At 69.1% G+C, this 26,617-nt stretch carries 17 protein-coding genes; 3 read left to right on the top strand and 14 right to left on the bottom strand.

All coding sequences use genetic code 11. From position 1 onward, the window contains the following. Positions 1 to 103 precede the first annotated feature (103 nt). The 3 genes from BFN33_RS22290 to ngcE are packed head-to-tail and all read right to left on the bottom strand — an operon-like array spanning position 104 to position 3,435. Positions 104 to 1,027 (bottom strand): carbohydrate ABC transporter permease, encoded by a 924-nt coding sequence (locus tag BFN33_RS22290; RefSeq protein ID WP_069761829.1) that lies wholly within the window; start codon positions 1,025 to 1,027, stop codon positions 104 to 106. 4 nt (positions 1,028 to 1,031) lie between these two features. Further along, complete coding sequence (locus BFN33_RS22285; protein ID WP_069761828.1) at positions 1,032 to 1,958, bottom strand: carbohydrate ABC transporter permease; 927 nt, start codon at positions 1,956 to 1,958, stop codon at positions 1,032 to 1,034. Between the two features lie 16 nt (positions 1,959 to 1,974). Then, complete coding sequence (gene ngcE / locus BFN33_RS22280; protein WP_069761827.1) at positions 1,975 to 3,435, bottom strand: N-acetylglucosamine/diacetylchitobiose ABC transporter substrate-binding protein; 1,461 nt, start codon at positions 3,433 to 3,435, stop codon at positions 1,975 to 1,977. Positions 3,436 to 3,843: 408 nt separating this feature from the next. Here ngcE and BFN33_RS22275 point away from each other — a divergent pair, with 408 nt between their 5' ends. Further along, positions 3,844 to 7,572, top strand: coding sequence for a GH92 family glycosyl hydrolase (locus BFN33_RS22275; protein ID WP_069761826.1), 3,729 nt, complete (start codon positions 3,844 to 3,846; stop codon positions 7,570 to 7,572). A gap of 20 nt (positions 7,573 to 7,592) precedes the next feature. Continuing rightward, positions 7,593 to 9,536 (top strand): alpha-glucuronidase, encoded by a 1,944-nt coding sequence (locus BFN33_RS22270; protein WP_069761825.1) that lies wholly within the window; start codon positions 7,593 to 7,595, stop codon positions 9,534 to 9,536. Here the strand turns inward: BFN33_RS22270 and BFN33_RS22265 are convergent. From BFN33_RS22265 to BFN33_RS22240, 6 genes are all read right to left on the bottom strand, one after another. After that, a complete protein-coding gene (locus tag BFN33_RS22265; RefSeq protein ID WP_069761824.1) occupies positions 9,530 to 11,539 on the bottom strand; it encodes a beta-galactosidase in 2,010 nt (669 codons plus the stop codon). The two genes, BFN33_RS22270 and BFN33_RS22265, sit on opposite strands and share 7 nt — an antisense overlap. Beyond that, the gene (locus BFN33_RS22260) at positions 11,536 to 12,246 is read right to left on the bottom strand and encodes a DUF624 domain-containing protein (RefSeq protein WP_069761912.1); all 711 of its coding nucleotides are present in this window, start codon (positions 12,244 to 12,246) and stop codon (positions 11,536 to 11,538) included. The genes BFN33_RS22265 and BFN33_RS22260 overlap by 4 nt, the downstream gene beginning before the upstream one ends. 320 nt (positions 12,247 to 12,566) lie before the next feature. Next, positions 12,567 to 14,078, bottom strand: a complete 1,512-nt coding sequence (locus BFN33_RS22255) for a xylan 1,4-beta-xylosidase (RefSeq protein WP_069761911.1) — start codon at positions 14,076 to 14,078, stop codon at positions 12,567 to 12,569. Continuing rightward, the gene (locus tag BFN33_RS22250; protein ID WP_069761823.1) at positions 14,078 to 15,733 is read right to left on the bottom strand and encodes an extracellular solute-binding protein; all 1,656 of its coding nucleotides are present in this window, start codon (positions 15,731 to 15,733) and stop codon (positions 14,078 to 14,080) included. The genes BFN33_RS22255 and BFN33_RS22250 overlap by 1 nt, the downstream gene beginning before the upstream one ends. Positions 15,734 to 15,770: 37 nt before the next feature. After that, on the bottom strand, positions 15,771 to 16,643 hold the full coding sequence (locus BFN33_RS22245) for a carbohydrate ABC transporter permease (protein WP_069761822.1): 873 nt from the start codon (positions 16,641 to 16,643) through the stop codon (positions 15,771 to 15,773). Next, positions 16,637 to 17,617: a sugar ABC transporter permease gene (locus tag BFN33_RS22240; protein ID WP_069761821.1), complete on the bottom strand. Its 981-nt coding sequence runs from the start codon at positions 17,615 to 17,617 to the stop codon at positions 16,637 to 16,639. Before BFN33_RS22240 ends, BFN33_RS22245 begins: the two co-directional genes overlap by 7 nt. A 203-nt stretch (positions 17,618 to 17,820) precedes the next feature. On the opposite strand from BFN33_RS22240, the gene BFN33_RS22235 reads away from it, so the two are divergent. Next, positions 17,821 to 18,834, top strand: coding sequence for an acetylxylan esterase (locus tag BFN33_RS22235; protein ID WP_069761820.1), 1,014 nt, complete (start codon positions 17,821 to 17,823; stop codon positions 18,832 to 18,834). Here BFN33_RS22235 and BFN33_RS22230 read toward each other — a convergent pair. The 5 genes from BFN33_RS22230 to BFN33_RS22210 all read right to left on the bottom strand — a co-directional run bounded on the left by BFN33_RS22230 (position 18,815) and on the right by BFN33_RS22210 (position 26,358). Then, positions 18,815 to 22,084: a GH92 family glycosyl hydrolase gene (locus BFN33_RS22230; protein WP_069761819.1), complete on the bottom strand. Its 3,270-nt coding sequence runs from the start codon at positions 22,082 to 22,084 to the stop codon at positions 18,815 to 18,817. The two genes, BFN33_RS22235 and BFN33_RS22230, sit on opposite strands and share 20 nt — an antisense overlap. A 353-nt stretch (positions 22,085 to 22,437) precedes the next feature. Continuing rightward, the gene (locus tag BFN33_RS22225; protein ID WP_176742437.1) at positions 22,438 to 23,502 is read right to left on the bottom strand and encodes a lytic polysaccharide monooxygenase; all 1,065 of its coding nucleotides are present in this window, start codon (positions 23,500 to 23,502) and stop codon (positions 22,438 to 22,440) included. A gap of 175 nt (positions 23,503 to 23,677) precedes the next feature. Further along, positions 23,678 to 23,884 carry a hypothetical protein gene (locus tag BFN33_RS22220; protein ID WP_069761817.1) on the bottom strand — a complete coding sequence of 69 codons (207 nt, stop codon included), beginning with the start codon at positions 23,882 to 23,884 and terminating at the stop codon, positions 23,678 to 23,680. Between the two features lie 246 nt (positions 23,885 to 24,130). Beyond that, entirely contained in the window at positions 24,131 to 25,636 is a 1,506-nt protein-coding gene (locus BFN33_RS22215) for a cell wall metabolism sensor histidine kinase WalK (protein WP_069761816.1), read from the bottom strand. After that, on the bottom strand, positions 25,633 to 26,358 hold the full coding sequence (locus tag BFN33_RS22210; RefSeq protein ID WP_069761815.1) for a response regulator transcription factor: 726 nt from the start codon (positions 26,356 to 26,358) through the stop codon (positions 25,633 to 25,635). Before BFN33_RS22210 ends, BFN33_RS22215 begins: the two co-directional genes overlap by 4 nt. Positions 26,359 to 26,617: the final 259 nt, after the last annotated feature.

Raw genomic sequence — 26,617 nt, 5'->3', positions numbered from 1 at the left:
GTCAAGAGGTTGAACAGTATCCGCGTTCTTGTCCATGGCGAAGGGGCGCCGCCCGTTCAAGATCCGGACCTTGAAGGGGTGACGCCCGTGCGGACGGCCGAGGCTACTTCAGGGCACCCGCCGTCAGTCCTGCCACCACCTGTCGCTGGAAGATGATGTAGGCCACGAGGACCGGGATCATCGCCATCACCAGACCGGCGAACAGGCCCGACCAGTCGCCCTTGTAGCCCTGGCTGGCCGCGAGTTGGACCAGCCCCTGGGTCAGCACCCGTTTGTCCGGGTCGGTGTTGAGCACCGTCGGCAGCATGTACTGGTTCCACTGGCCCAGGAAGTTGAAGATCCCCACGCTGATCAGGCCCGGCTTGGCCATCGGCAGCATGATCTGGAAGAACGTCCTGGAGTGCGAGGCGCCGTCCACGAAGGCCGCCTCCGCCACCGAGGTCGGCAGGGTGCGGAAGAACGCGGTCAGGAAGAAGACCGTGAACGGCAGCGAGTAGGCGATGTAGACCAGGATCAGCCCGTGGATCGTGTTCAGCAGGCCCATGTTGTTCACGACGTAGAACAGCGGGACCAGCGCCAGCATGATCGGAAAACTCATGCCGCCGATGAACAGGAAGTAGATGAAACGGTTGCCCGGGAAATCGAACCGGGCCAGCACATACGCCGCCATCGAGCCGAGCACCAGCGTGCCGATGAGCGAACCCGCCACCACCAGAATGGTGTTGAGGAAGTAGTCGCTCATGTTGGCGTCGGTCCAGGCCCGCGACCAGTTGTCGAAGTGCAGCTTGTCCGGCAGCGCCCAGGGCGAGTTGAAGATGGAGCTGTCGTCCTTGAAGGACGTCATCACCGCCCACAGCAGCGGCAGCACGACCATGAACGCCCACAGGATGAGCATGCCGTGCGAGAAGACGTTGAGGACGCCGCCCTCCTTCTTCTCCTTCCGGGCAGGGTCGCCTCGGGTCTCGGTCTTGGCGACGGGAACACCGGACTCGGCCGGTACGGGGGCAGGGGTTTCGGTCGTCTTCATCGGATCAGTACTCCAGCCGCTCGCGCCGGCCCAGCCGCATCACCAGGGCGGCGAACGCCAGCGTGACGACGAGCAGGGCGACGCCGATGGTGGTGGCATAGGCGGCCTGTCCGTCACGGAACGCCTTCTGGTACACGTACAGGACCATGACGGTGGTCGAGTAGTCGGGGCCGCCGGGTCCGGTCGTCATGATCTGTACGACCGCGAACGACTCGGCACCGAGAGCCAGGATGCCCATGTAGACCCAGCCGGACTGCACCGTGTCCCACAGCAGCGGCAGGGTGATCCGGAAGAACGTGCTGGCCCGCCCCGCCCCGTCGAGCAGTGCCGCCTCGTACAGGTCCGCCGGGATGGAGGCCATACCGGCGCTGAACAGGACCACGAAGAAGCCGACCGTGGACCACACGAGGACCGCCATCACGGCCCACAGGGCGAGGCTCGGGTCGCCCAGCCACAACGGCTGGATGCTGCCGAGCCCGATGCCGCGCAGGATCGAGTTGATGGCACCGCTGTCCGGGTTGTACGCGAAGGCGAACAACAGGGCGACGATCGCGATCGAGAGGACCTGCGGGAAGAAATACACGATCTTGTAGAAGGAGGAGCCCCGGACACCGGTGACGACCGGGCCCCCCCTTCTCTTCCGTCCGCCGACATTGATCATGAAGGAGAAGAACAGCGCGAGGCTGATCGTCACCAGCGGCAGCACGAGCGCGAAGATCAAGCTGTGCTGCAAGGACTTCCAGAAGATCGGGTCGTCCAGCATCCTCCGGTAGTTGTCCAGGCCGACCATCTTGAATTCGGGGCTCAGGCCGGTCCAGTCCGTGAACGAGTAGTAGATGGACTGGATGAACGGCCAGACCACGAATAGCGCGTACAGTCCCAGGGGCAGCGCCAGAAACCCCACGATGAACCGGTACTTGCCGTGCTGCATCGCCGCTCCGTTGCCGTTACTGGTGCTTGTAGTGCTTGATCGACGAGTCCTTCGCGGCCGCGTCGGCGAAGCCCTGGATCTTCTTGATGGCCTCCGCGGGAGTGAGCCGCCCGGCCATCATCTCGCCGAGGCCCGCCACACCGATCTGCTCCTTCTGGAGCTGGACGTACCAGTCCTGCAGACGCGGGTTCACCACGTTGTCGCCGGCCTTCTCCAGCGCGGCCACACCGGACTTGAGGCCCGGGGTGAGGGTGATGCCGTCGGTGCCGCCGTTGAAGGCGGTCAGGGACTTGACCTTGGCCGTGAAGTTCTTCGAGGACGCCTCGCTGAGCATGATGCGCAGCTGCTCCATGCCGCCCGCGGTGTTCTTCGCCTTGGCCGGGACGATGAAGGGCTCACCGCCGGAGGCCCAGATGGTGCCGAAGGGCATCTTGTCGGAGGAGTCGATGCCGGTGGGCGCCGAGACCGCGAGGTCGAAGTCCTTGGGGATGACGTTGGCCGACTCGTTCTCCACCCAGGAGCCGTTCGGGATGAACAGCGCCTTGCCCTGGGCCCAGGCGGTCTGCGACTGGATGTGGTCGAGACCGGGGGTGCCCTTGAGGACGTAGCCCTTCTTGTAGAGCTCGTAGTAGGCCTCGAAACACGCCTTGACCGCCGGGTTCTTCCAGGCGTTCGGCTCCAGGTTGTCGATGGCGTCGAGGACCTCGACACCGCCGACCTTGCCGATCATCGGGTAGAGCGAGAAGGGGAGGTAGTACGGGTACTTGCCCGCGTACGTCCAGCCCGCCATGCCCTTCTTCTTGGCCTTCTCGCACACCGCGAGCATCTGGTCCCAGGTCTCCGGGTACTGCTCGTCGAGCGAGTCGAGGGCCTTCTGGGAGTACCAGACGCCGTAGACCGTGTAGGCGTAGTACATGATCCACACCGGGTCGCCGTCGAACTGGCCCATCTCGACGATGCCGGGGCGCAGGGTGTCGCGGACCTTCTTGCTCGGGTCGTCGTAGGACGGGGCGTCCAGGAGCGGGGTGAGGTCGGCGAGCTGGCTCTTGCCGACCAGGACGCCCATGTCCATCTGCTCGGCGCCGGAGTTGTCGATGAGGTCCGGCGGGGTGCCCTGGTTGAAGCGGGGCTGGAGCGTGGACTGGATCTTCTGGGTGGCGGAGAACTTCACCTTGGCCTTCGGGAAGTTCTTCTCGTAGATCTTCACGGCGTCCTCGGCGTACTCCTTGCCGAAGCCGCCGTCGAACAGGACGAACTCCATCTGCGCGGTGTCGTTGACGGCCAGGGGGTTCTTGGCGGTCTTCTTGCCCGCCTTGGCCTTGTCGCCGCTGTCGTCGCCGCCGCTGCTGGCGCACGCCGACAGAAAACTCATCGTCGGGACGGAGATCAGACCGAGTGCGGCCGACCGCTTGATCAGATCGCGGCGGCCTACACCCGCGCTGCCGTTGTTGCTGTTCTCGGCGGAAGTGGATCCCATGCTCAAGTCCTCGCCTTCTCCAGGACTCAGGCGGTGAACCGGATCCTCCCCGGCACCGCGGTCAGGTCAAGCAGGTTCGTGCAAGAGGGGTGAATCGCCGACAGGTATAGTCCACTTCCGGTCGGCGGAGCAAGATCGAACGCAATGTTGGCCTTGGGTGTTCTCTAGTTGAGACCTCGCGGAAATATGAGCGCCCTGTGCGAAGCTTGCCGGAAAAATCCGCGACATACGCCCCGAATGCCGCACCCAACCCTCTTGACATCACTGTTCACTTGGGCCACTACTGATCCTTGCACGGATTGTGTGACAACGTTGTCCGTCCTTGTGCAGGGAGGGTACTCGCCGATGGATCGGTACAGAACTCGACTCAGACGAAGTACGGCGGTCGTGATCACGGCCGCCTTTTGCGTGACCGTGGGCTCGCAGGGCGCGGCGGTCGCCCTGCCCGAGGCCCCGGCACCGGCGGACCGGGGGTTCACCTCCTCTTTCGAGGCCGGCGAACCGGCGCCCGACTGGACCAGCAGCGTCGACGGCGGCAGGGCTTCCGGCGTCGACGGCGGCTACAGCACCGGCATCCCGGGCAATGTCACCGACCAGGTCACGGACGTCCGGGCGAGCGCCGAGAACACCGGCGGCGGCGAGGTGAAGGAGAACCTCGTCGACGGCGAGCCCGGCACCAAGTGGCTGGCCTTCGAGTCCACCGGCTGGGCCGAGTTCGACCTGGCCAAGCCGCTCAAGGTGGTCACGTACGCGCTGACCTCGGCCAATGACGCCGCCGAGCGTGATCCCCGGGACTGGACGCTGAAGGGCTCGACGGACGGCAAGGACTGGAAGACCCTCGACACCCGCTCCGGCGAATCGTTCGACGAACGGTTCCGGACAAAGTCGTACGACATCGCGGATCCGGCCGAATACCAGCACTTCCGGCTCGAAATCACGAAGAACAACGGCGCCTCCGGCATCCTCCAGCTGGCCGATGTGCAGTTGTCCACGGGCGGCGGCGAGGGGCCGGTCCCGCCGGACATGCTCTCGCTGGTCGACCGCGGTCCGAGCGGATCGCCCACCGCGAAGGCGGGCGCCGGATTCACCGGAAAGAGAGCTCTGCGTTACGCCGGACGGCACACCGCGGACGGGCGGGCGTACTCGACCAACAAGGTCTTCGACGTGAACGTGGCGGTGGATCCGCTGACCCGGCTGTCGTACCGGATCTTCCCGTCGATGGCGGACGGCGACCGGGACTACGACGCGACGAACGTCTCCGTGGACCTGGCCTTCACCGACGGCACCTTCCTGAGCGACCTCGGGGCGCGTGACCAGCACGGATTTACGGTCTCACCCCAGGGGCAGGGCGCCGCCAAGGTGCTCTACGTCAACCAGTGGAACAACGTGGTCTCGCGGATCGGGTCGGTCGCGGCCGGGAAGACCGTCGACCGGATCCTCGTCGCGTACGACTCCCCGAGCGGGCCGGCGAAGTTCCGGGGCTGGCTGGACGACGTGACGCTGGAGCGGGCCGCGCCGGAGAAGCCGAAGGCGCATCTGTCGGACTACGCGCTCACCACCCGTGGCACCAACTCCAGCGGCGGCTTCTCGCGCGGCAACGACTTCCCGGCGACGGCCGTGCCGCACGGCTTCAACTTCTGGACGCCGGTGACCAACGCGTCCTCGCTGAGCTGGCTCTATGACTACGCCCGTGCGAACAATCCGGACAATCTGCCAACGGTCCAGGCGTTCAGCGCGAGCCACGAGCCGAGTCCGTGGATGGGCGACCGGCAGACCTTCCAGGTGATGCCGTCGGCCGTGTCGGGCACCCCGGACACCGGCCGTGAGGCACGCGAGCTGGCGTTCCGGCACGAGAACGAGACGGCGCGGCCGTACTACTACGGGGTGCGGTTCGAGAACGGGCTGAAGGCGGAGATGACGCCGACCGACCACGCGGCGGCCCTGCGCTTCACCTACCCGGGTGACGACGCGAGCGTGCTCTTCGACAACGTGACGGACCAGGCGGGGCTGACGCTCGACAAGGACGCCGGGGTGATCACGGGGTACTCGGACGTGAAGTCCGGCCTGTCCACCGGGGCGACCCGGCTCTTCGTGTACGGCGTCTTCGACAAGCCGGTGAAGGACGGTTCCGCCGCCGGGGTCAAGGGCTATCTGCGCTTCGACGCCGGTGCGGACCGGACCGTCACCCTGCGGCTCGCGACCTCGCTCATCAGCCTCGACCAGGCGAAGGACAACCTGCGCCAGGAGATCCCGGACGGCACCTCCTTCGAGAAGGTCCGGGACCGGGCCCGGGGGCAGTGGGACCGGCTGCTCGGCAAGGTCGAGGTGGAGGGCGCCACGCAGGACCAGCTGACCACGCTGTACTCCAGCCTGTACCGGCTGTACCTGTACCCCAACTCGGGCTTCGAGAAGGTCGGTTCGACGTACCAGTACGCCTCGCCCTTCTCCCCGATGCCGGGCCCCGACACCCCGACGCACACCGGGGCGAAGATCGTGGACGGCAAGGTGTACGTCAACAACGGTTTCTGGGACACCTATCGGACGACCTGGCCGGCGTACTCGCTTCTGACGCCCTCTCAGGCCGGTGAGATGGTCGACGGGTTCGTCCAGCAGTACAAGGACGGCGGCTGGACCTCGCGCTGGTCCTCCCCCGGGTACGCGGACCTGATGACCGGCACCTCCTCGGACGTGGCCTTCGCGGACGCATACGTCAAGGGAGTCGACTTCGACGCGAAGTCGGCCTACGACGCGGCCCTGAAGAACGCGACCGTCGCGCCCCCGTCGTCCGGCGTGGGACGCAAGGGCATGGACACCTCGCCCTTCCTCGGCTACACCAGCACCGACACCCACGAGGGCCTGTCCTGGGCGCTGGAGGGCTACCTCAACGACTACGGCATCGCGCGGATGGGACAGGCGCTCTACGCGAAGACCGGCGAGAAGCGCTACAAGGAGGAGTCGGAGTACTTCCTCAACCGGGCCCGCGACTACGTGAACCTCTTCGACACGAAGGCGGGCTTCTTCCAGGGCCGGGACGCCGACGGCAAATGGCGTGTGGATTCGTCGAGTTACGACCCGCGAGTGTGGGGCTACGACTACACCGAGACCAACGGCTGGGGCTACGCCTTCACCGCCCCGCAGGACAGCCGGGGTCTCGCCAACCTGTACGGCGGCCGCTCCGGGCTCGCGGAGAAGCTGGACGAGTACTTCGCGACGCCCGAGACGGCCTCGCCGGACTTCGTCGGCTCCTACGGCGGGGTCATCCACGAGATGACGGAGGCACGGGACGTCCGGATGGGCATGTACGGGCACTCCAACCAGGTCGCCCACCACGTCAACTACATGTACGACGCGGCCGGTCAGCCGTGGAAGACGCAGCGCAACGTCCGTGAGGTGCTGTCCCGGTTGTACGTCGGCAGCGACATCGGTCAGGGCTATCACGGTGACGAGGACAACGGCGAGCAGTCGGCCTGGTATCTGTTCTCGGCGCTGGGCTTCTACCCGTTGGTGATGGGCAGCGGCGAATACGCGGTCGGCTCACCGCTGTTCACCAAGGCGACGGTCCATCTGGAGAACGGGCGGGACCTGGTGGTCAGGGCGCCCAAGAACAGCGCGCGGAACGTGTATGTGCAAGATCTGAAGGTCAACGGCCGTGCCTGGACGTCGACCTCACTGCCGCACTCCCTGCTGGCTCGCGGCGGTGTCCTGGACTTCGACATGGGTTCCCGTCCGTCGAAGTGGGGCACGGGGAAGAACGCGGCTCCGGTGTCGATCACCCAGGACGACGAGGTGCCCACGCCGCGTGCGGACGTGCTCGTCGGCGACGGGGCGTTGTTCGACAACACCTCGGCGACGGACGCGGCCGTGACCTCGGTGGATCTGCCGGTGTCCCAGCAGGTCAAGGGCGTTCAGTACACGGTCACGTCGTCCTCGGACCACACTAAGGCGCCGAGCGGCTGGACCCTCCAGGGCTCGGACGACGGGACCACGTGGAAGACCCTGGACCGGCGGTCCGGGGAGTCCTTCGCCTGGGACCGGCAGACACGGGCGTTCACCGTGAGATCTCCGGGTACGTACGGGAAGTACCGTCTGGTGCTCGACGGCGAGGCGGTGGTGTCGGAAGTCGAACTGCTCGCCTGAGCAGCAGCGTTGGGGGTCTCATGCAGGGTGTCGATCCGGCCTGGCTGCCGGACCGGGCGTTCCGGCCGATCGGCACCCGGCGGACACTGATCCGTGGCTCGGGTCCGCTGGTGGACACGGTGCACGGGGAGGTGGCCAGGGCCTGCGAGCGGTTCGGAGGGAGCGTCTCGCGCGAATCCGGGCCGTACGACCTGGTGTTGGAGCTGGACGGCGACGACGGCACCGAGGGGTTCGTGTACGGGCGCGGTGACGGGTGTACGACCGTCACCGCGTCCGGCGCGCGCGGGCTGCTGTACGGGTTCTTCCATGTCGTACGGCTCGGTGAGACGGCGTTCCTCGAGGACGCTCGACGCGCCACGTATCGGCCCACGTCGGCGCTGCGGATGCTCGACCACTGGGACAACGTGGCCGTGCATCCGGTCATGGGGCAGGTGGAGCGCGGGTACGCCGGCGGGTCGCTGTTCTGGGAGGACGGGCGGGCGCGTGGGGACCTGGAGCGGGTGCGGGCCTACGGCAGGCTGCTGGCGGCCTGCGGGATCAACGCCGTGGCCGTCAACAACGTCAACGTGCACGCGACCGAGGCACGGCTGCTGACCGACCGGATCGGTGAAGTCGCGGACCTCGCGGGCGCGTTGCGGCCGTACGGCATCCGGACGCATCTGTCGGTCACCTTCGCCGCGCCGGTCGTGCTGGGCGGGTCGGCGAGCGCGGATCCGCTGGACGAGTCGGTGCGGGGCTGGTGGGCCGAGGCGACCGCCCGGGTGTACGCGGCGATCCCCGACTTCGGCGGGTTCGTGGTGAAGGCCGACTCCGAGGGACAGCCGGGCCCGTTCGCGTACGGACGCAGTCACGCGGACGGCGCGAACATGCTCGCCGCCGCGCTCGCACCGCACGGCGGTACGGTCCACTGGCGGGCCTTCGTCTACAACCACCACCAGGACTGGCGGGACCGCTCGACGGACCGGGCGCGGGCCGCGTACGACCATTTCGTGCCGCTGGACGGGGAGTTCGCCGACAACGCCGTCCTCCAGGTCAAGCACGGGCCGATGGACTTCCAGGTGCGCGAGCCGGTCTCCCCGCTGATCGGGGCGATGCCGGGCACCCGGCTGGCCGTGGAGCTGCAGGCGACGCAGGAGTACACCGGGCAGCAGCGGCACGTGTGCTGGCTGGGGCCGATGTGGAGCGAGGTGCTGCGGTTCGGGATCGACGGGGAGTCCTCGGTGGGCTCGCTGGCGCGCGGCGGGCTCGTCGCGGTCGCGAACGTCGGGGACGATCCGTTCTGGACGGGTCATCCGCTGGCTCAGGCGAACCTGTACACCTTCGGCCGGCTGGCCTGGGATCCGGACGCCGACCCGCATCACGTCCTCGACGAGTGGATCCGGCTCACCTTCGGGCCGGAGCCCGGGCTCGCGGCGGGGCTGCGCTCGATCCTGGACGGCTCGTGGCGGACGTACGAGAAGTACACCGCTCCCCTCGGCGTGGGGTTCATGGTCCAGCCGGGGCACCACTACGGGCCGAGCGTCGACGGCTACGAATACAGCCCCTGGGGCACCTATCACTTCGCCGATCGCGACGGCGTCGGTGTCGACCGGAGCGTGGCGAGCGGGACCGGGTACGCGGGGCAGTACGCGAAACCCTGGGCCGACGTGTACGAATCGCCTCTCTCGTGCCCCGACGAGCTGCTGCTGTTCTTCCACCACGTGTCGTACGGGCACATGCTGCGCAGCGGCAAGACGGTGATCCAGCACATCTACGACACGCACTTCGAGGGCGTGGCGGAGGTCGAGGCGGCCCGGGAGCGGTGGACCTCGCTGGTGGACCTCGTGGACCCGGCGCGCCACGCACGGGTGGCGGAGCGGTTCGAGGAGCAGCTGCGCAGCGCCCGCGAGTGGCGCGATCAGATCAACAGCTACTTCTTCCGGAAGTCGGGGGTGGCGGACGAGCGGGGGCGGACGATCTACTGAGCGCGGAGTACGGCGACGCCCAGCGGGGCGAGGGTGAGAGGGTCGCCCGCCTCCACCTTCTTGCCCGTGAGCAGGTCGGTCGCGGCCGTGTGGGCCGTCAGCCCGGCCGGCTGTGGCGAGTGGTTGAGGAGGAAGAGCAGACGGGTGCCGTCGGGGGTGACCCGGGCGGCCGTCTCCAGGCCCTCGTGGCCGGCGTACGGGCCGATGAGGTCGTGGCGGGTCAGGACGCGGCGGACCACCTGGTCGACGCCCGGCTGGTCGAGGGCGGTGGCGACGTACCAGCCCTCGCCCCGCCCGTAGGCGTTGCGGGTGACGGCGGGGGTCCCCGCGTAGAAGTCGGAGCCGTAGGTGGCGACCGTCTCGGCACCCCGGGGCTGCACGATCTCGAAGACGAGCCGTCCTTCTGACGCGAGCTCCGGGATCGGCTGGGCGAACTCCGCCCGGCGGGAGTCCCATTCGTCGATCCGGATGCCCATGAGCGGGGCGAGGGGGCCGGGGACGTCGGTGAGGAAGGCCCGGTCGTGTTCGTCGACGCGGCCGGAGAGGAAGGTGGCCAGGACCGTGCCGCCGCGTTCCGCCACCGCTTCGAGGCGGGCGGCGAGGTCTCCCTTGACCATGTGCAGGGCGGGGGCGAGGACCACGTCGTACGGGGTGAGGTCGGCGGTGTGCGGGACGACGTCCACGTCGGCGCCGGCCTCGCGGGCGGCGCGGTAGTAGGCGTGGACCACCTCCTGGTACTTCACCAGCCGCGAGGGGCCGTCGGAGATCTCCAGGGCCCACCAGCTGTCCCAGTCGAAGAGCAGGGCGGTGCGGGCGGGCGTGCGGGCGCCGAGGGTCGCGTCGCCGAGCGTCTCCAACTCTGCGCCCAGTGCGGCCACTTCCCGGAACACCCGGGTGTCGTCGCGGCCCGCGTGGCCGATGACCGCCCCGTGGTACTTCTCGCAGGCTCCCCGGGAGGCACGCATCTGGAAGTAGAGGGCCGCGTCGGCGCCGTGGGCGATCGCCTGGAAGGTGGCCAGGCGCAACTCCCCCGGCCTGCGCAGGGCGTTGACGTCACGGCAGGCTGTCGTGGACGGGGTCTGCTCCATGAGCCAGAAGGGGGCTCCGTCCTTGAGGCCGCGCATCAGGTCGTGGGCCAGGGCGGGCCAGGTCGGCGGGGCGTCCAGGGGCGGGTAGCTGTCCCAGGACGCGAAGTCGAGGTGGGGTGCCCAGCGGTGGTAGTCGAGGGGGCGAAACATGCCCATGAAGTTGGTCGTGACGGGGGTGACCGGATCATGGGCGCGGATCACCTCCTTCTCGGCCAGGAAGCAACCGAGCAGCGCGTCGGTGGTGAAGCGGAAGTAGTCGAGCGTGACGCCCTGGAAGGCGGTGTGGTCCGGGCCCCGCCAGTGCTCGGTGAGGGCGTTGGGCGGCTCGATCTCCTCGAAGGACGTGTAGCGGTGCGACCAGAAGGTCGTCCACCAGGCGTCGTTGAGGGCGTCGAGGGTGACGTACCTGTCCCGCAGCCAGTCGCGGAACGCGTCGGCACACAGGTCGCAGTAACAGACGCCGCCGTACTCGTTGTTGAGGTGCCACGCGAGCAACGCCGGGTGCCGCGCGTACCGCTGGGCGAGCCGTGCCGCCATCGCGGTGGCGAGTTCGCGGTACGCCGGTGAGCTGGGGCAGAAGTTGTGGCGCTGGCCGTAGCGGTGCCGGCGGCCCTCGAAGTCGGTGCGGTTCACCTCGGGGTACGCCTTGGCCAGCCAGGGCGGCAGGGCTGCGGTGCCGGTGGCCAGACAGACCTGTCGGCCCTCGGCCGCCGCCCGGTCGAGGACGCGATCCAGGACCGTGAAGTCGTAGGTGTCCTCGGCGGGTTGGGTGAGCGACCAGGAGAAGACGCCCACGGTGAGGGTGTCGATGCCGGCCCGGGTGAACAGCCGGTGGTCCGCGTCCCAGATCTCCTGTGGCCACTGCTCGGGGTTGTAGTCCCCGCCGTAGGGGATCTTGGAGCTCGACGGGCTCATGCGGTGAAGTCCTCCTGGGTCTCGGCGATCACCGGACGGCTGCTGTGCAGCAGGGACAGCAGCAGCGGGGCGGCCAGCAGCGCGGGCAGGGCCTCGGTCAGCACGGCGGTCCCGGCGGCGGTCAGGACGAGCAGCGAGGCGGCGCCGAGGGTGGCGCTGCCGTGCCGGAACAGGAAGTGACCGGCCAGGCGTGCGGTGTCCCTCGCCCGGAAGGCGAACAGGGCGGTGAGGACCAGCGCGTGCGCGCCCCAGAGCAGGGAGCCGGCGCCGATCGCCGCGAGCAGCACCGCCCACCAGCCGGGCAGGCCCGTGGCGGTGAAGTGGGTCAGGGTGAAGGCGATGACCGTGAGCCAGGCCAGCAGGGGTGCCCACAGCTTCAGGGAGGGGACGGCGTTGAGGCGCCAGCCGCGCCAGTAGGCACGGGCCGGGTGGAGCTCGGTGAGGTCGCGGTCGCGGTGCTGGAGGGCGTACAGGGCGGCGGCCGTCGCCGGGCCGAGGGGCAGCAGGCACACGGCGGCCAGGGGGAGGTTGGCGGGAGCGGGGCCCAGCAGGAGCAGCCCCGCGAGGCCCGGGGAGGCGGCGACGAGGAGCAGGGCCTCGACGGTGACGAGGGTGTGGACGAGGGCGGCGGCGCGGGAGAGGGAGCCGGTGCCGAAGGAGGGAGCGGCGGAGTGGGCGGGGTGGGAGGCGGGGGGTTCACGGTTCACCGGCGGCCGCTGCCTGGCGGGTGAGAGGCGTGGGGCGGTGCCGGGTCGGTCGTCGACCACCGTGGAGGTGGCGCCGGGCCCCGGCGCGGCGGCAGACGGCCCCTGCCCGGCGGGAGCGCGACGTGCGGCGGTGCCGGGCCGGTCGTCGACCACCGTGGATGTGACGCCGGGCCCCGGGGCGGTGGCAGGGACACCGGGCGGCCGCAGTCCTGACCCTCCCGCGCGGCTCACCGGCGCGGGACCGGGTCGGTCGGCGGCCGGGGCGGCTTGGGACCCCGTACTGGGGCGAGCGGCCGCCGCCCGCGCTCGGCTCATTCCGCTCACCGGGGCCCCGCCCCGAGCAGTCGGCGTTCGTCCCACCACTCCGGTGCCTCCTCCACGACCGGGGTCACCTCCACGAGCGTGATCTCGTGGCGGGCCAGGGTCAGGTCCAGTACGGTCCGGTCGTCCTCCACCGGCAGCCGCAGGTGCTGCCGGCCGGGCTCGGCGGCCTCGTGGAGTACGTCGAGCTGGTACGGGCCGGGTGAGCGCGGGCTGCCCATCCGCTGCCAGGCCGTGCGGGCGTTGCCGTGCTCCTCGTCGACCACGGACCGCCGTACGAACGCCTCCCGCGCGCCCCGCACCGGCACGGACAGGCGCAGCCGGTGCCGGGACGGTCCGGGAGTCTGCCCGCTCGCGTCGACCGGCGCCCAGGCGAGGACGGTCACCCGGCCGTCGGGGTGCCGGGTGACCAGGTGGTCGGCACCCCGGGTGAGGAGGTCGGGGCCCATGCGGGCCATGAAGGCGTACAGGTGGTACGTCGGCTTCTTCACCTGTCGGTGGGTGAGCAGACCGAAGCCGCCGTGGAAGAGAGCCGTGGGGGGCCCTTCCTCCTCGAACATGTCGCTGAAGGTCCAGTACGAGAAGGAGTCCGCGTGGTCGCCGCCGCGGGCGAGGACCGGTGCCAGGTACGCCGCGTGGAAGGCCGTGTCGTGGACCGGGTTGTCGGAGCGGTAGGAGGAGTTGAACTCCGTGATGTGGACCGGGAGTGCGGCCAGCCCGGTGCCCTTGAGTCGCTCCCGGGGCGTGGCGAACTGGTCCAGGAGGTCCTGGGCCGGTGCCAGGGTCTGGTGGGTGCCGAAGGGGACGTGCTGGGCGGGGCCCGAGGTGTAGGCGTGCTTCGACACGAAGTCGACCGGGACGTCGCGTTGTGCGGCGAACTCGGCAAAGCGGTCCAGCCACTCGTCCGCGGCCGGTGAGATCGCGGGGCCGCCGACCTGGAGTTCCGGGTCCACGTCCTTCACCACACCGGCTGTCACCTCGTAGAGGCGGTGGTACGCCTTCTCGTCCGCGCCCTGCCAGAAGTCGGGCAGGTTGGGCTCGTTCCACACCTCGATGGGCCAGGTGCGCACCTCGTCGAGGCCGTAGCGGTCGATGAGATGGGTGAGGGTCGCCCGGACCAGGTCGGCCCACTCCTTCTCGGACCGGGGCGGGGTGACGTTCCCGTGCCACCAGAACACGGTCTGCTCTCCCGACGCCAACTCCCTAGGCATGAAGCCGAGTTCGAGGAAGGGCCGGATGCCGAGTTCCAGGTAGGCGTCGACGACCTGGTCGACGTACGTGAAGGAGTGCCGGACGCGGCGGGTGCCCTGCCAGTCGTACGGCCGGTACACACCCATGCCGTCGCTCAGCAGTCCGTGTCCCCGGATGTACCGGAAGCCGATCTCGCTCTGGAGCAGCTTCAGGGAGTCCTGGTAGTCGCGGCGCAGGCCGAGTTCGATCCGGCCGGTACCGACGCAGTGCCGCCAGGCGTCGGACAGGGGGCCGGACGGCTCGGCGGGGACGCGGAAGATCACCCGTTCTCCTTCTTGAACCGGTCGTGCGCCTTGTTGTGCAGGTCGACGAGTTGCTGCATGTTCTTCGCCTTCAGCTCGGCGACGAACGCGTCCCATTCGGACATCGGGCGCTTGCCGAGCACGAACTGGAGGGTGTTCTGGATGGCGTGGTCCTTGAGCGGGGTGTCCCAGAGGGTCGCCTGTTCCTGCTCGAAGGACTGCAGGGGGTGGGCCGGGTCGACGGGCAGTTCCTTGCGCTGGGACATGACGTCCTGGAACTTCTTCTCGTCCGGACTGAAGTTGGAGGACACCAGCTCCCAGCTGCCGCCGTACGTGAACACACCGTTGAAGAAGCCGTAGTCCTTCTGGAGGTCCTTCGGGGCGTCCGGGTCGGAGCCCATGAGTGAGATCCCGGGCTTCAGCGTGTACGTGCCGCCGGACTCGGTGTAGGTGACGCCCTCCACGCCCCACTTGCAGAACTTCTGGCCCTCGTCGGAGTACCAGAGCCAGTCCACGAACTGCATCATCGCGACGAAGTCGGCACTCTTGAGGGCCTTGCTGGAGATCATGACGCCGTTCTCCAGCCGGATGCCGCTCAGCAGAATCGGACCGGCCGGACCGAGGGGCACCGGGACCATCTCGATCTTCGAGCCCTTGACCTGCTTGCCCAGGTTGTAGCGGTAGTTCTGCACCAGCTCCTGCGGATTGGCGCTGATCACATAGGACTTCTCGGCCAGCAGCTTCTGGATGGCCTGGTCGTCCTGCTGGGTGAAGCTCTCGGGGTCCAGCAGCTTCTCGGCGACGATCTTTCTCAGGTACTCGATCATCTGCCGGTAGGCGTCCTGGGCCGCGGTGAAGACGAACTTCTGCGCCTTGGTGTCGAAGCTGATGTTGTCGTACGACCACCCGGCTTTGACGCCGTACGCCTGGCCGAGGTAACTGAACAACGCGCCACACGGGAACGGGGTGTTGGTGCTCCAGCGATCGGTCCAGGGGTATTTGTCGGGGTACTCCGCCCTGAGCGCCTTGAGGACGTCGTACACCTCGTCCCACGTCGTGGGCAGGGCCAGTCCGTGCTTGTCGAGGATGTCCGTGCGGAAGGACAGCGAGTAGCCGGCCTTGGGCCGCTCGTGCAGGCCGGGCAGCAGGTAGTACTTGCCGTCGGACTGGCGGATGGAGTCGAGCTCGGGCTCGAGCCGCCACTTCCTCACCTTGTCGCGGAAGTTGGGCATCAGGTCGACGTACTCGCTGACCGGGAGGATCGCGCCGGAGGACACGAACGCCACCTCAGCGGGGTGGTACGTCTTCGGGATCAGAAAGGGTGCGTCACCCGCGCCGATGAGGACGCTGCGCTTCTTCTCGTAGTCGGCCAGCGGGACGTCGAGGGGTTTGACGGTGATGCCGGTGCGCTTGGTGACCTCCTTCCAGAACAGCCAGTCGTTCTTGAGGGGGTAGACCGGGTTGTCGTTGTGCAGCATGGAGAAGGACAGCGCCTTGGTGGCCTTGAACTGCTGGCCGGCCCGGTACTCCTTCATCGCGCCGTTCTGCTTCTTGGAAAGGTCCTTGGAGTCGCCTCCGTCCTCGCCGCTGCCGCACCCGGTGAGGGTGGCGAGTCCGACAAAGCCTGCGGCGGCCAGGATCTGACGCCGTGACAGCTGTCCGGTGTTCTCCACGGATACTCCCTTGTTCCGTAAGTGAGATGACGGGCTGTCAGCCCTTGACCGCGCCGAGCATCACGCCCGAGACGAAGAAGCGCTGGACGAACGGGTACACGCAGATGATCGGCAGCGCGGTGAGCACGATCGTGACGGCCTGGATGCTCGCGCCGACCTGGCTGAGCTCCGCGGTGCCGGCGCCCGCGTTGCCGCCGCCGATGGCGCCCGCGATGAGATTGCGCAGATAGACGGTGACCGGCATCAGGTCGGAGTGGTCCATGTAGAGGAACGCGCTGAACCAGGAGTTCCAGAAGGACACCGTGTAGAAGAGCACCATGGTCGCCACCACCGCCTTGGACAGCGGCAGCACGATCCTGAGCAGGGTGCCGTAGGTGCTGAGGCCGTCGATCTGCGCGGCCTCCTCCAGCTCGGTCGGCAGGCTCTCGAAGAAGGCCTTCATCACCAGCAGGTTGAAGACGCTGATCGCGTTGGGCAGCGCGATCGCCCAGACGCTGTTCTTCAGTCCGAGCTCGGTGACCAGGATGTAGTTGGGGATCAGGCCGCCGGTGAAGAACATCGTGAACACGGCGACGCCGACGAGCAGTCCGCGCCCCCTGAGGTGCTTCTTCGACAGGACGTAGGCGTAACAGGTCGTCAGAACCATGGCCACGACGGTGGACACGACGGTGTAGAACACGGTGTTGCCGTAGTTCCGCCAGAACATCGAGTCCTGGAACACGATCCTGTATGTGGTGAGGTTGAACCCTTTGGGCCACAGGGTCACTTCACCGGCCCGGATCTGCCGCTCGCCGCTGAACGACCTCGCGACGATGTTCACGAAGGGGTACAGGGTCACGAGCACGACGAGGGTGAGGATCACCCCGTTGACGCCCTGGAAGACCCGGTAGGAACGGCTCGGCTTCACCACAGGCTGGTCCCCACTGTGCGGCGCGAGAGCGTGTTGGCGGTGGTGATCAGGACCAGGCCGATGACCGCCTCGAACAGCCCGATGGCGGCGGCGTAGCTGAAGCTGTTGGACTCCACGCCCGCCCGGTACACATACGTCGAGATCACGTCGGCGGTCGGGTAGGTCAGCGGGTTGTACAGGAGCAGGACCTTCTCGAAGCCGACCGCCATGAACGTGCCGACGTTGAGGATCAGCAGCGTGATCATGGTGGGGCGGATACCGGGCAGGGTGACGTGCCAGATCTGCCGCCAGCGATTGGCTCCGTCGATGCGCGCGGCCTCGTACAGGTCCTCGTCGATGGTGGTGAGTGCGGCCAGGTAGAGGATCGTGCCCCAGCCCGCGGTCTGCCAGATCTCCGAGCCGACGTAGATCGTGCGGAACCAGCCGGGTTCCTGGATGAAGCGGATCTCGTCGTGGCCGAGCCATCCGAGGGCGTGGTTGACCGGGCCGTCCGTGGCGAGCATCTGCAGGGTGAGGCCCGCGACGATCACGATCGACAGGAAGTGCGGGAGGTACGACACCGACTGCACGAACCGCTTCAGGGAGCGCCGGCGCACCTCGTTCAGCAGCAGGGCGAGGACGATCGGGATCGGGAAGCAGAACACGAGCGTGAGCCCGCCGAGCCACAGGGTGTTGCGGAACACCTGCCAGAAGGTCGGGTCGCTGAGGAACATGCGCACATAGCGCAGCCCCACCCAGTCCTCGCCGAACATCGAGCCGCCGGGCTCGAAGCGCCGGAACGCGATCACGTTGCCGATCATCGGCAGATAGCGGAAGACCAGGAAGAACAGCAGCGGCAGGACCGCCAGCGAGTACAGCTGCCAGTCGCGGCGCAGGGCGCGGCGCCATCCACTGCGCGGCGCCGGGCGGGCGACTGCCGCGGGCGGGTCCTCGACGCCGGGTGGTGGAGAGGCCGACTTGACGGAGGTGCTCATGCTCGGTCCTCTCAGACGGAGGCACGGAACCGAAACTTTCGAGCTCTTACCGGTAACTGCGCGGCAACTTAGAGGCACGAAGAAAGCGCTGTCAATGGGTCAGACATGAGATACCTGGGACGGGAGTGGGGTAGGACGGAGAGACCAAGACCCAGCGACATCCGCAAGTTTCATTGTCTGTACCGACTCATGCGAGGTGCCCTGTGCCTGCGTTCGACCTGTCGACGAGGGAGCTGGAGCGGTACCGTCCCGAGGTCCAGGAGCCCCCGGATTTCGACGGGTTCTGGCGTGACACGCTCAAAGAGGCCGCACAAGCCGACGTGTTGGTGTCGGTGCGCCCGGCGGAGAGCGGGCTGCGGCTGACACGGACCTGGGACGTGACGTTCCGGGGCTTCGCCGGCGATCCCGTGCGCGCCTGGTACAGCAGACCGGCCGGAGTGGGCGAGCCGCTGCCCGCGGTCGTCGAGTACGCCGGTTACGGCCGCGGGCGCGGCCTGCCGCACGAGCGGCTGACCTGGGTGAACGCCGGGTACGCCCATCTGCTGATGGACAACCGCGGGCAGGGCGACCAGTACGGCAACGGCGGAGCCACCCCCGACCCGCACGCCTCGGCACCGGGCGGCCCGGGACCGGCGGCACGCGGCCTGCCCGACCCCCGCGACTACCACTACCGGCGGCTGATCACGGACGCGGTGCGCGCGGTGGCCGCTGTGCGCGCCCTTCCGGGTGTGGACGCGTCCCGCGTCGCGGCCGTCGGCAACAGCCAGGGCGGCGGGCTGGCGCTGGCCGTCGCGGGACTGGTGCCGGACCTGGCGGCGGTCCTGGTCACCGCGCCTTTCCTGTGCGGTATCCGACGGGCTCTGGAGCTGACCGACGCGAGTCCTTACGGCGAGATCAGCGCGTACCTCTCCGTGCACCGGGGCCTGGAGGAGGCCGCGTACCGCACCCTCGCGTACATGGAGGGCGTCTCCTTCGCACGGCGCGCCGCCGCCCCGGCCCACTTCGGGGTCGGCCTGCGCGACACGGTGTGCCCGCCGAGCGGGGCGTACGCGGCCTTCAACCGCTACGGCGAGCTGACCGGCGTGGACCCCCGCAAGGAGATCCACGCCTATCCCTACAACGGCCACGAGGGAGGCGACGCGGTGCAGGTGCGACGCCAACTCGACTGGCTGGCCGAGGCTTTGGGCCCCGGCCCGGTCAGCTCACAGCCAGGGTGAACACGTGCAGGTCCGTGTCGTCCGGCAGCTTCACTCCGGCGATGCTCTTGCCTTCCGGTGCCTTGAACGGCTTCGTGGCGAAGACGTACGTCGCCACCGGGTCCCGGTCCGCTCCCGCGACGTTGCGATAGGCGGCGCGGGCGACCACCTCGTTGCCGTACTGGACGGTGCCGCCCCCGCCGCCGACCGTCCAGTCGGTGAAGGCGAGCTCGATCGTGTCGGTGCTGCCGTCGGTGTAGGTGACCGTGGCCCGGCTCTGCTGGTTGCCGTTGACGGCACTGCCGACGAAGGACAACTGGTCGGTCGGTGAGCTGAGTTGCACGGTCTGGCCGGATGCAGTGGCGTTGTCGGGCCGGCCGCCCGGCGAGTTCGGCCAGGTGAACGTCAGGCCGTTCACCGTGCCCCGCGCGCCCGGGGTGAGCCCCGCGGCCGCCAGTGCCTGACGGGAGTAGCTCCAGCCGCCACCGTCGTAGTCGGCCTCGGCGTGGTCGCCGGAGTCGTCCGAGATTCCGGTGCTGTCGTAGGCGGCGAGTAGGGTCCCGGGTGCGGCAACCGTGAGGGACACGGGTTGCTCGTACGCGGTGTCGTCCGAGGTGACGGCGATCGTGACGTCGTAGAAGCCCTGCTCGGTGCCCTCGGCGGAGCTCAGGGTGATCTCCTGGGAGCCGTCGGCCACCGTGCCCTCGCTCGGGGTTGCCGTGATGCCCCCGGGTGCCTCGACATGGAAGCGGACCTGCGGGCCGGTGCCGTCGCCGCTCAGCGCCAGCGCGCGGACGCCGACCTTCGTGCTGCCGCCCGGCGCGATCGTCGCCGTGGTCGGGCCGACGCCGATCTGGTACGGCTGCTCTCCCTCGCGGAACGACGGCGGGGCCGCGTCCGCTCCCCAGGCGGGATCGGGCTCGGTGGACAGCGTGTAGTCCAGTCGGCCGCCGTCCCGCACGAAGGAGGCGGGCAGCCAAGGGGCTTGGCTCGTGCGGCCGTTGACCTTCAGGCCGTGGACGTACGGCGCGTCGGCGGCTGCGCCCTCCGCGTGTACGGAGATGTTGTTTCCGGAGGGCCGGGTGATCTCGATGCGCGGGAACATCGGTGAGGCGAGGACCAGTTCGGACCGGGACGGCACCTGGGGATACATGCCGAGCGCGGAGAAGACGTACCAGGCGGACATCGCGCCGAGGTCGTCGTTGCCGGGGATGCCGCCCGGCCGGGTCGACCAGAGCTGCCGCATGGCGGCGCGGACGGTCTGCTGTGTCTTGTACGGGGCGCCCGCGTAGGCGTACAGGTAGGGGACGTTGGTCGACGGCTCGTTGTCCAGCTCGGACTTCTCGCCGCCGTTGCCCGTGAAGGCCCAGTCGCCCTTGTCGTCGTGGAAGAAGGTGTCCAGGCGGGCGAGAGCCTTGTCGCGGCCGCCCATCGCGGCGAACAGGCCCGCCGGGTCGTGCTGGACCATCCAGGTGTACTGGGCCGCGGTCCCCTCGACGAAGCCGTTGCCGGTGGCCGGGGTGAAACCGGTGACCCAGCTGCCGTCCGCCTTGCGGTTGGCGAGGTAACCGCCGCTCGGGTCGGCGGCGATGTTGAAGTTGTTCTGCCACCACTGGGATCTCTTGGCGAAGGCCGCGGCAGTGCCCTTCTCCCCTGCTGAGCGGGCCAGTTGAGAGAGCGCGAAGTCGGCGCCGGACATCTCCAGGGTCTCGGCGGCGCCGCCCCAGGCGTTGGAGACGGACGGCATGTAGTGCAGTTTCAGGTACTTGTCGAGGGAGGGGCGTTGACCGACGGACAGCACCGGCTTCCCCGCCGACGAAAGGTCCTGTGCCGTCGGAACCGTGGCCGCCTCGACGAGTGAGTCCAGTGCGCCGCGCAGGTCGAAGTCGGTGCCGCCGAAGGCGTGGATGCCGGCCAGGGCGATGGGTGAGGGGTCGCCGTTCATGACGTGGGTGCCGCTCGCGCCATGCAGCCAGCGGTCCCACACGCCGCCGTTCTGCCGGGCCAGTTCGTACAGGGACTGCGCCACGTCAGAGCCGGTGCGCGGGTCGAGCAGGGTCAGCAGTTGCACCTGGCTGCGGTAGACGTCCCAACCGGAGAAGGTGCCGTACTGGGCGCGGTGCCCGCGGGCGACGCGGTGCACCTCGTCGTCGCTCCCCCGGTATCTGCCGTCGGCGTCGCTGATGACGTTGGGGTGGAGGAGGGCGTGGTAGAGCGCGGTGTAGAAGGTGGTGCGGTCCTCGTCGGTGCCGCCGCCTACCCGGATCGCCCGGAGCCGGTCGCGCCAGGCGCGGCGGGCCGCGTCGCGCACCGAGTCGAAGGAGCGCCGGGGCGGGTTCTCGGCGGCGAGGTTGGCCTCGGCGCCCGCCCGGCTGACGTACGAGATGCCGATCTTGACGCCTACCTGCTCGGTGCCGGGCGCGAACCGGACGTATCCGCCCGCCCCCTTGCCCGCCACGGGACGCCCGCCCTGCGAGAAGCCGCCCGTGCCGCCGGACGCCTCCAGCGAGCCGGGGCTGAGCCTGTCGTCCTGCCAGGTACCCGTGGCCGTGAAGGGGCGGTCGAAGTGGGCGGTGAAGTGAACGGTGTAGTAGGCGCGTTGGCCTTCGGGGTCGAGGTAGCCGCAGAAGTTGCCGGAGGTGACCGAGCCGGAGACCGTCCGGGTCGTCGGGTCGATCTCGACCGTCGACGCGGTGGAGCCCACCTCGGAGTTGGCGGTTCGGAACAGCAGCGAGGCCGGCTTGTCGGCGGGGTAGGTGAAGCGGGCCGATCCGGTGCGGGCGGTGGCGGTGAGGTCGGCGGTGACGCCGGAGGCGAGGCCCACCTTGTAGTGGCCGGGCTCAGCGGTCTCGTCGGCGTGGCTGAAGTCGGCCGCGTACACCGCGTCCTTGGTGTCACTCGCCGGGGACGAGGTGACCTCGCCGGCGAACGGGAGGAGCGGGATGTCGCCGCTGCCACCCGCGCAGCCCGTGCCGGACATGTGGGTGAGGCTGAAGCCGCGGACGCGGGTGGCGCCGTACAGATAACCGCCGGGAGCCGCGGTCCGGGTGGCGTCGCCGCGGGTGTTCTCGGGGCTGAGGGAGAACATGCCGAAGGGGGTGACGGCGCCGGGGAAGACGTTGCCGCCGTTCTCCGTGCCGATGAGCGGGTTCACGTAGGCGGTCGGGTCGCCGATGAGACCGGGGGGTGCGGCTGTGGCCGCGAGGGCGGGGGTGGCACCGGTGACCGCGAGTACAGCAGCCAGCAGCAGGGACGTGGGACGGAAACGCATGACGCGGCCCCTCCTCCTTCGGACGGGTCGCGCACCACAGGTCGCACAAGCCGCTGGGACAGTAACGTGCGCCACGCGTATCACGGAAGACCGCGCACGGCCGAAGGAACGCGCGGGGGGTTCACCCGGCCGGGTCCAGCCGATTGCCCCAACTTATTTGACATCGTTGTCCGTTGAGGCGGTAGAGTCATGTACAGACCACTCGACAACGTTGTCGCGCGTCGCGTCGTCACAAGCCATGCATCATCCGTGCCGGCCACCACCCCCCTGCGCCGGCCCGGCTCGCGGACCCGGTGGCGCACAGCCACCGGGTCCGCCCTGAGCGGAGGATCCGAGCGCGTTCCGACGGTGACTCAGCCGACCCGACAGGGAAGCGTCGTGGCCGTGTCGCCTCCGGAACCGGTGACGACGTAGCCGAACGTCGTACTCTGCCCCGGACTGAGCGAGCCGTTCCAGTTGGCGTTGTGGACCATCACGTCCTGGCCGGTGTAGGTGGCGTTGCCGTTCCAGAGACTGTCGACCTTCTGGCCGGCAGGCAGGGCCCAGTCGACCATCCAGCCCAGCATCGGGACGTCGCCGGAGTTGGTGACGGTCACCTCGGACTGGTAGCCGCCGCTCCAGGTGCCCGTGGTCCTACGGGTGGCGGTGCAGGTGCCGGGCACCGGTTCGGTCGGGTTGCCCGGCTCGTGGATGCCGGTGACCTCGCCGTTGCCGCCGTCGAAGACGACGTCGGAGCAGGAGTAGAAGGTCTCCGCGCTGTCCGAACGCTGCCAGACCATGTAGATGATGTGGCGGCCGGACTTGTTCGCCGGAAGCTGCCCCGTCCAGGAGTAGTTGGCCTCGACCGTGCCCGGGCTGCCGTTGAGCGGCGGGTGGTCGACGCTCAGGAACGGCTGGGCCTCCATGTCGTCCCAGGTGAGCGTCTTCTTCGGGTCGAAGCCGTCCTTGGTGACGTAGACGTAGAACCAACCCGGGTGGGCGGCCCAGGCGTTGTAGGAGAAGTCGACCGTCTTGCCCGACGTGAGGTGGGTGAGCGGCCAGTCGTCGCGGGCGGCGTTGAAGCCGGTGAAGTTGGTGTTGCCGCCGCTGCACAGCTCGCCGTCCGGCACGAAGCCGCGGGTGCGGCCGGCGCCGTCAGAGCGGAGCACGGAGAACCAGTTGTAGAACGGTGTGGTGCCGCTGACCGCCTGCGCGTTCTTGCAGGCCGGGTTGACCGGCTTGATCTCACCGGTGTCGGTCAGCCCGTCCTGCCAGCACAGGAAGGTGCGGCTGGCGGGCTTCATCGGGGTGCCGTGGGCCTCGGCCCTGCCGCCGGCGGTGAGGACGAGACTGAGGGCGGGGATGGTGGCGAGCAGGGAGACGAGGACCAGGAAGAGGGCTCTGGCGCGGGTCACCCTCGATAACTTTGTCAGGATCATGACGGAGCAGTCCGTTCCTTGAGGTACGGGCCGTTGCGGGTGTGTGAGATAGCCGTGGGGTGGGGGCGGCATACGGGCGGGTTCCGGTCCGTCAGTATGGGAGCGCTCCCACCCCACGTGTTGCGGAAGGTAGCGCGAACCGGGGCGACTGTAAACAGTTGACGGTCCTTGGTCGTTACAGCGGCGCCAACTCCACCCTCCCGGTGAACCGGCCGCCCACTTGAGCGGCGAGCCAGTGGACGCGGGCGATCTGCTCGCCGGTCCGGTCCCGGGCCTGCACGTGAACCGTGTGGTCCCGCGACGGTCCGTCCTGGTAGAGGTCCCGGGAATTGACCGTCGGCGTGAGACAGGCGTACTTCTGCGAGATCGCTTCCAGCCACACTTCGGGAACCGCAGGCCATGCGCGCAGGGGCGGTTGCCGTAAGCCCTGTCGGCGGCGAGGCGGTCAGGCTTCGTGCGCGGTCTGCCCGGTCCGATCCGCGGGCGCGGGCCTTCTGACTGGGTGCAGTACGCACTCCGGTGGAGCTGGGCGGTGAGTCCGCCAGGCGAGCGGCCCGCCCAGGCCCTCACCTCGGCGCCGCGTGGGCCGAACACCGCGGCAGAGTGCGGCTCCGCGCCCCCGGGTGGGTCACACCGACGCAGGTTTTCCTGGCACCGTCCACTCCTCCAGCCCGGCTGCCACAGCCGTCGGAAGTTCGATCGTGAACTCCGTGCGGCCCGGGGTACTGTCCACCCGGATGCGGCCGCCGTGGGCGCCCGTGATCGCTGCCGCGATGGCCAGACCGAGGCCGGAGCCACCGGACTTGGCGTCGGCGCGGGAACGGGACGTGTCCGCTCGGGTGAAGCGTTCGAAGACCGTGGGGAGGAGGGCGGGCGGTATGCCCGGGCCGTCGTCCCGGACTCGGATCACGCAGCGCTCGTCCGTCGACTCCACCGACGCCACCACCCTCGTGCCACGCGGCGTGTGCATCCTCGCGTTGGACAGCAGGTTGGCCACCACCTGGTGCAGGCGGGCCTCGTCGCCGGTGACCAACACCGGTGTATCCAGGCTCAGTTCGAGCTGCCAGTCGTGACCGCCGGCTGCCGCCCGCGCGTCCCACACCGCCTCCGCGACCAGCGCCGCCAGGTCGACCTCGCGGGACTGAAGAGGGCGGCCCTCGTCGAGGCGGGCGAGCAGGAGCAGGTCCTCCACCAGACCCGTCATCCGTGCCGACTCCGCCGAGACCCGGCGCCAGGCCAGCACCGGCTCGATCCGGTCGGTGCCCCGGTTCATCAGCTCGGCGTATCCGGCGATCGAGGCGAGGGGCGTACGGAGTTCGTGGCTGGCGTCGGCCAGGAACCGCCGCATCCGCTCCTCGCTGCGCTGCCGTTCGGCCAGGGAGGACTCCACGTGGTCGAGCAGATGGTTGAGCGCGGCGCCGACCTGGCCGGCCTCGCTGTCGGGGTCGGTGTCCCGTTCCGGCACCCGGGTCAGGCCGGTGACCTCGCCGTGTCCGAGCGGGGCGCGGGAGACCTCGGCGGCGGTGGCGGCGACCCGGCCGAGGGGGCGCAGTTGGCGTCGTATGACCACCGCGCAGACGCAGCCGGCGGCGGCGAGCCCGGCCACCGCGACGCCCGTCTCGATCATCACGAGTCCGCTGATCATGTCCTGGACGTCGTCCATGGGCAGGCCGGCGAGGACCCGGACGCCTCCGTCCTCGAGGACGGTGACCCGATAGGTGCCGAGGCCGGGCACGGTCCGGGTGTGCATCGCGCCGTCGGCCCCGATCCCGGCCAGGGCGGCACGCTGGCCGGTGCCGAGGCTCTGGGTGGGGGCGTCCTGGACGACGACGGCAGCGGAGACGATGGCGCCGTCCTCGTCGAGCCGGGCGGCGAGCATTCCGGCGGGCTGCCCGGTCTCTCTCAGGAACGTCAGATCGTCCTCGATCTCTCGGTGCAACGAGGCTCCTCCCAGGGCGCGTTCGGCGGTGTCGAGGACGCGGTCGTCCATGGTGCCCATCAGATAGGCGTGCTGGAAGAGCGTGGTGATCAGGCCCATGGCGACACAGACGACGACCAGGGTGGCGGTGACGAAGACGAGCAGGCGGGTACGGATGGACCGGGTGCGCGACCTCGCGTTCGGCCGGCGGCTCATCTCCCGTCCTCCGCGGCCCTGATGGCGTAGCCGAGGCCGCGCACGGTGTGGATCATCGGTGCCCGTCCCTTGTCGATCTTCCTGCGCAGACTGGAGATGTAGACCTCGACGAGATTGCCGCCGCCGTCGAAGGAGCTGCTCCAGACGTGGTCGAGGATCTGCGCCTTGCTGAGCACCTGGCGTGGATGGCCGAGCAGCAGGCCGAGCAGGTCGAACTCCTTCGCGGTGAGCTGGACGGGCACACCGGCCCGGCGCACCTCGCGGGTGTCCCCGGTCATGACGAGGTCGCCGAGCACATGGACGGAGTCGTCGGTGGTGCCGTCCCGGGACGCGGCCCGGCGCAGCAGTCCGCGCAGCCGCAGCACGACCTCTTCCAGGGAGAAGGGCTTGGTGACGTAGTCGTCGGCGCCTGCCTCCAGGCCGTCGAGGCGGTGTTCGAGGGCGTCGCGGGCGGTGAGCATGAGGACGGGCAGCTTCGGGTTCTCGTGGCGCAGCCGGCGCAGCACCTGGAGGCCGTCCAGGTCGGGCAGCATCCCGTCGAGCACGACGGCGTGCGGTGCGCAGCCGCGCGCCGTGTTCAGTGCGCTGCGCCCGTCGAGCGCCGGATAGGGGCGCCAGCCCGCCTCGGTGACGGCGACGGACAGCACTTCGTTGAGTGCGGGCTCGTCGTCGACGATGAGCACTCTTACGTGGCCGGTTCGGGACCCGGAGCTGCCAGTCATGTACCGATCGTGTCCCCGAGGGCTGAGGGAATCCTGTGCTCCACCTGAGGGTGGGTGATGACCTGCGGTGACGGGGTACGGCGAAGGGCCGCACCCCCGTCACCGGGAGTGCGGCCCTCAGGCGCCCGTAAGGACTTACTTGCGGATCAGGCTGCGCAGCACGTACTGAGACGTGCTGCCGCTTGCCCGGTAGTTCGGCGGGGTTTCGAGGATGATGGCGTTTTGTCAGTGATCCTCGCATCAGATCGCCGCAATGACC

Source organism: Streptomyces sp. LUP47B (assembly GCF_001746295.1).
In the GTDB taxonomy this organism is placed as follows: Bacteria; Actinomycetota; Actinomycetes; order Streptomycetales; family Streptomycetaceae; genus Streptomyces.
This window is presented reverse-complemented; position numbering and strand designations above follow the sequence as displayed.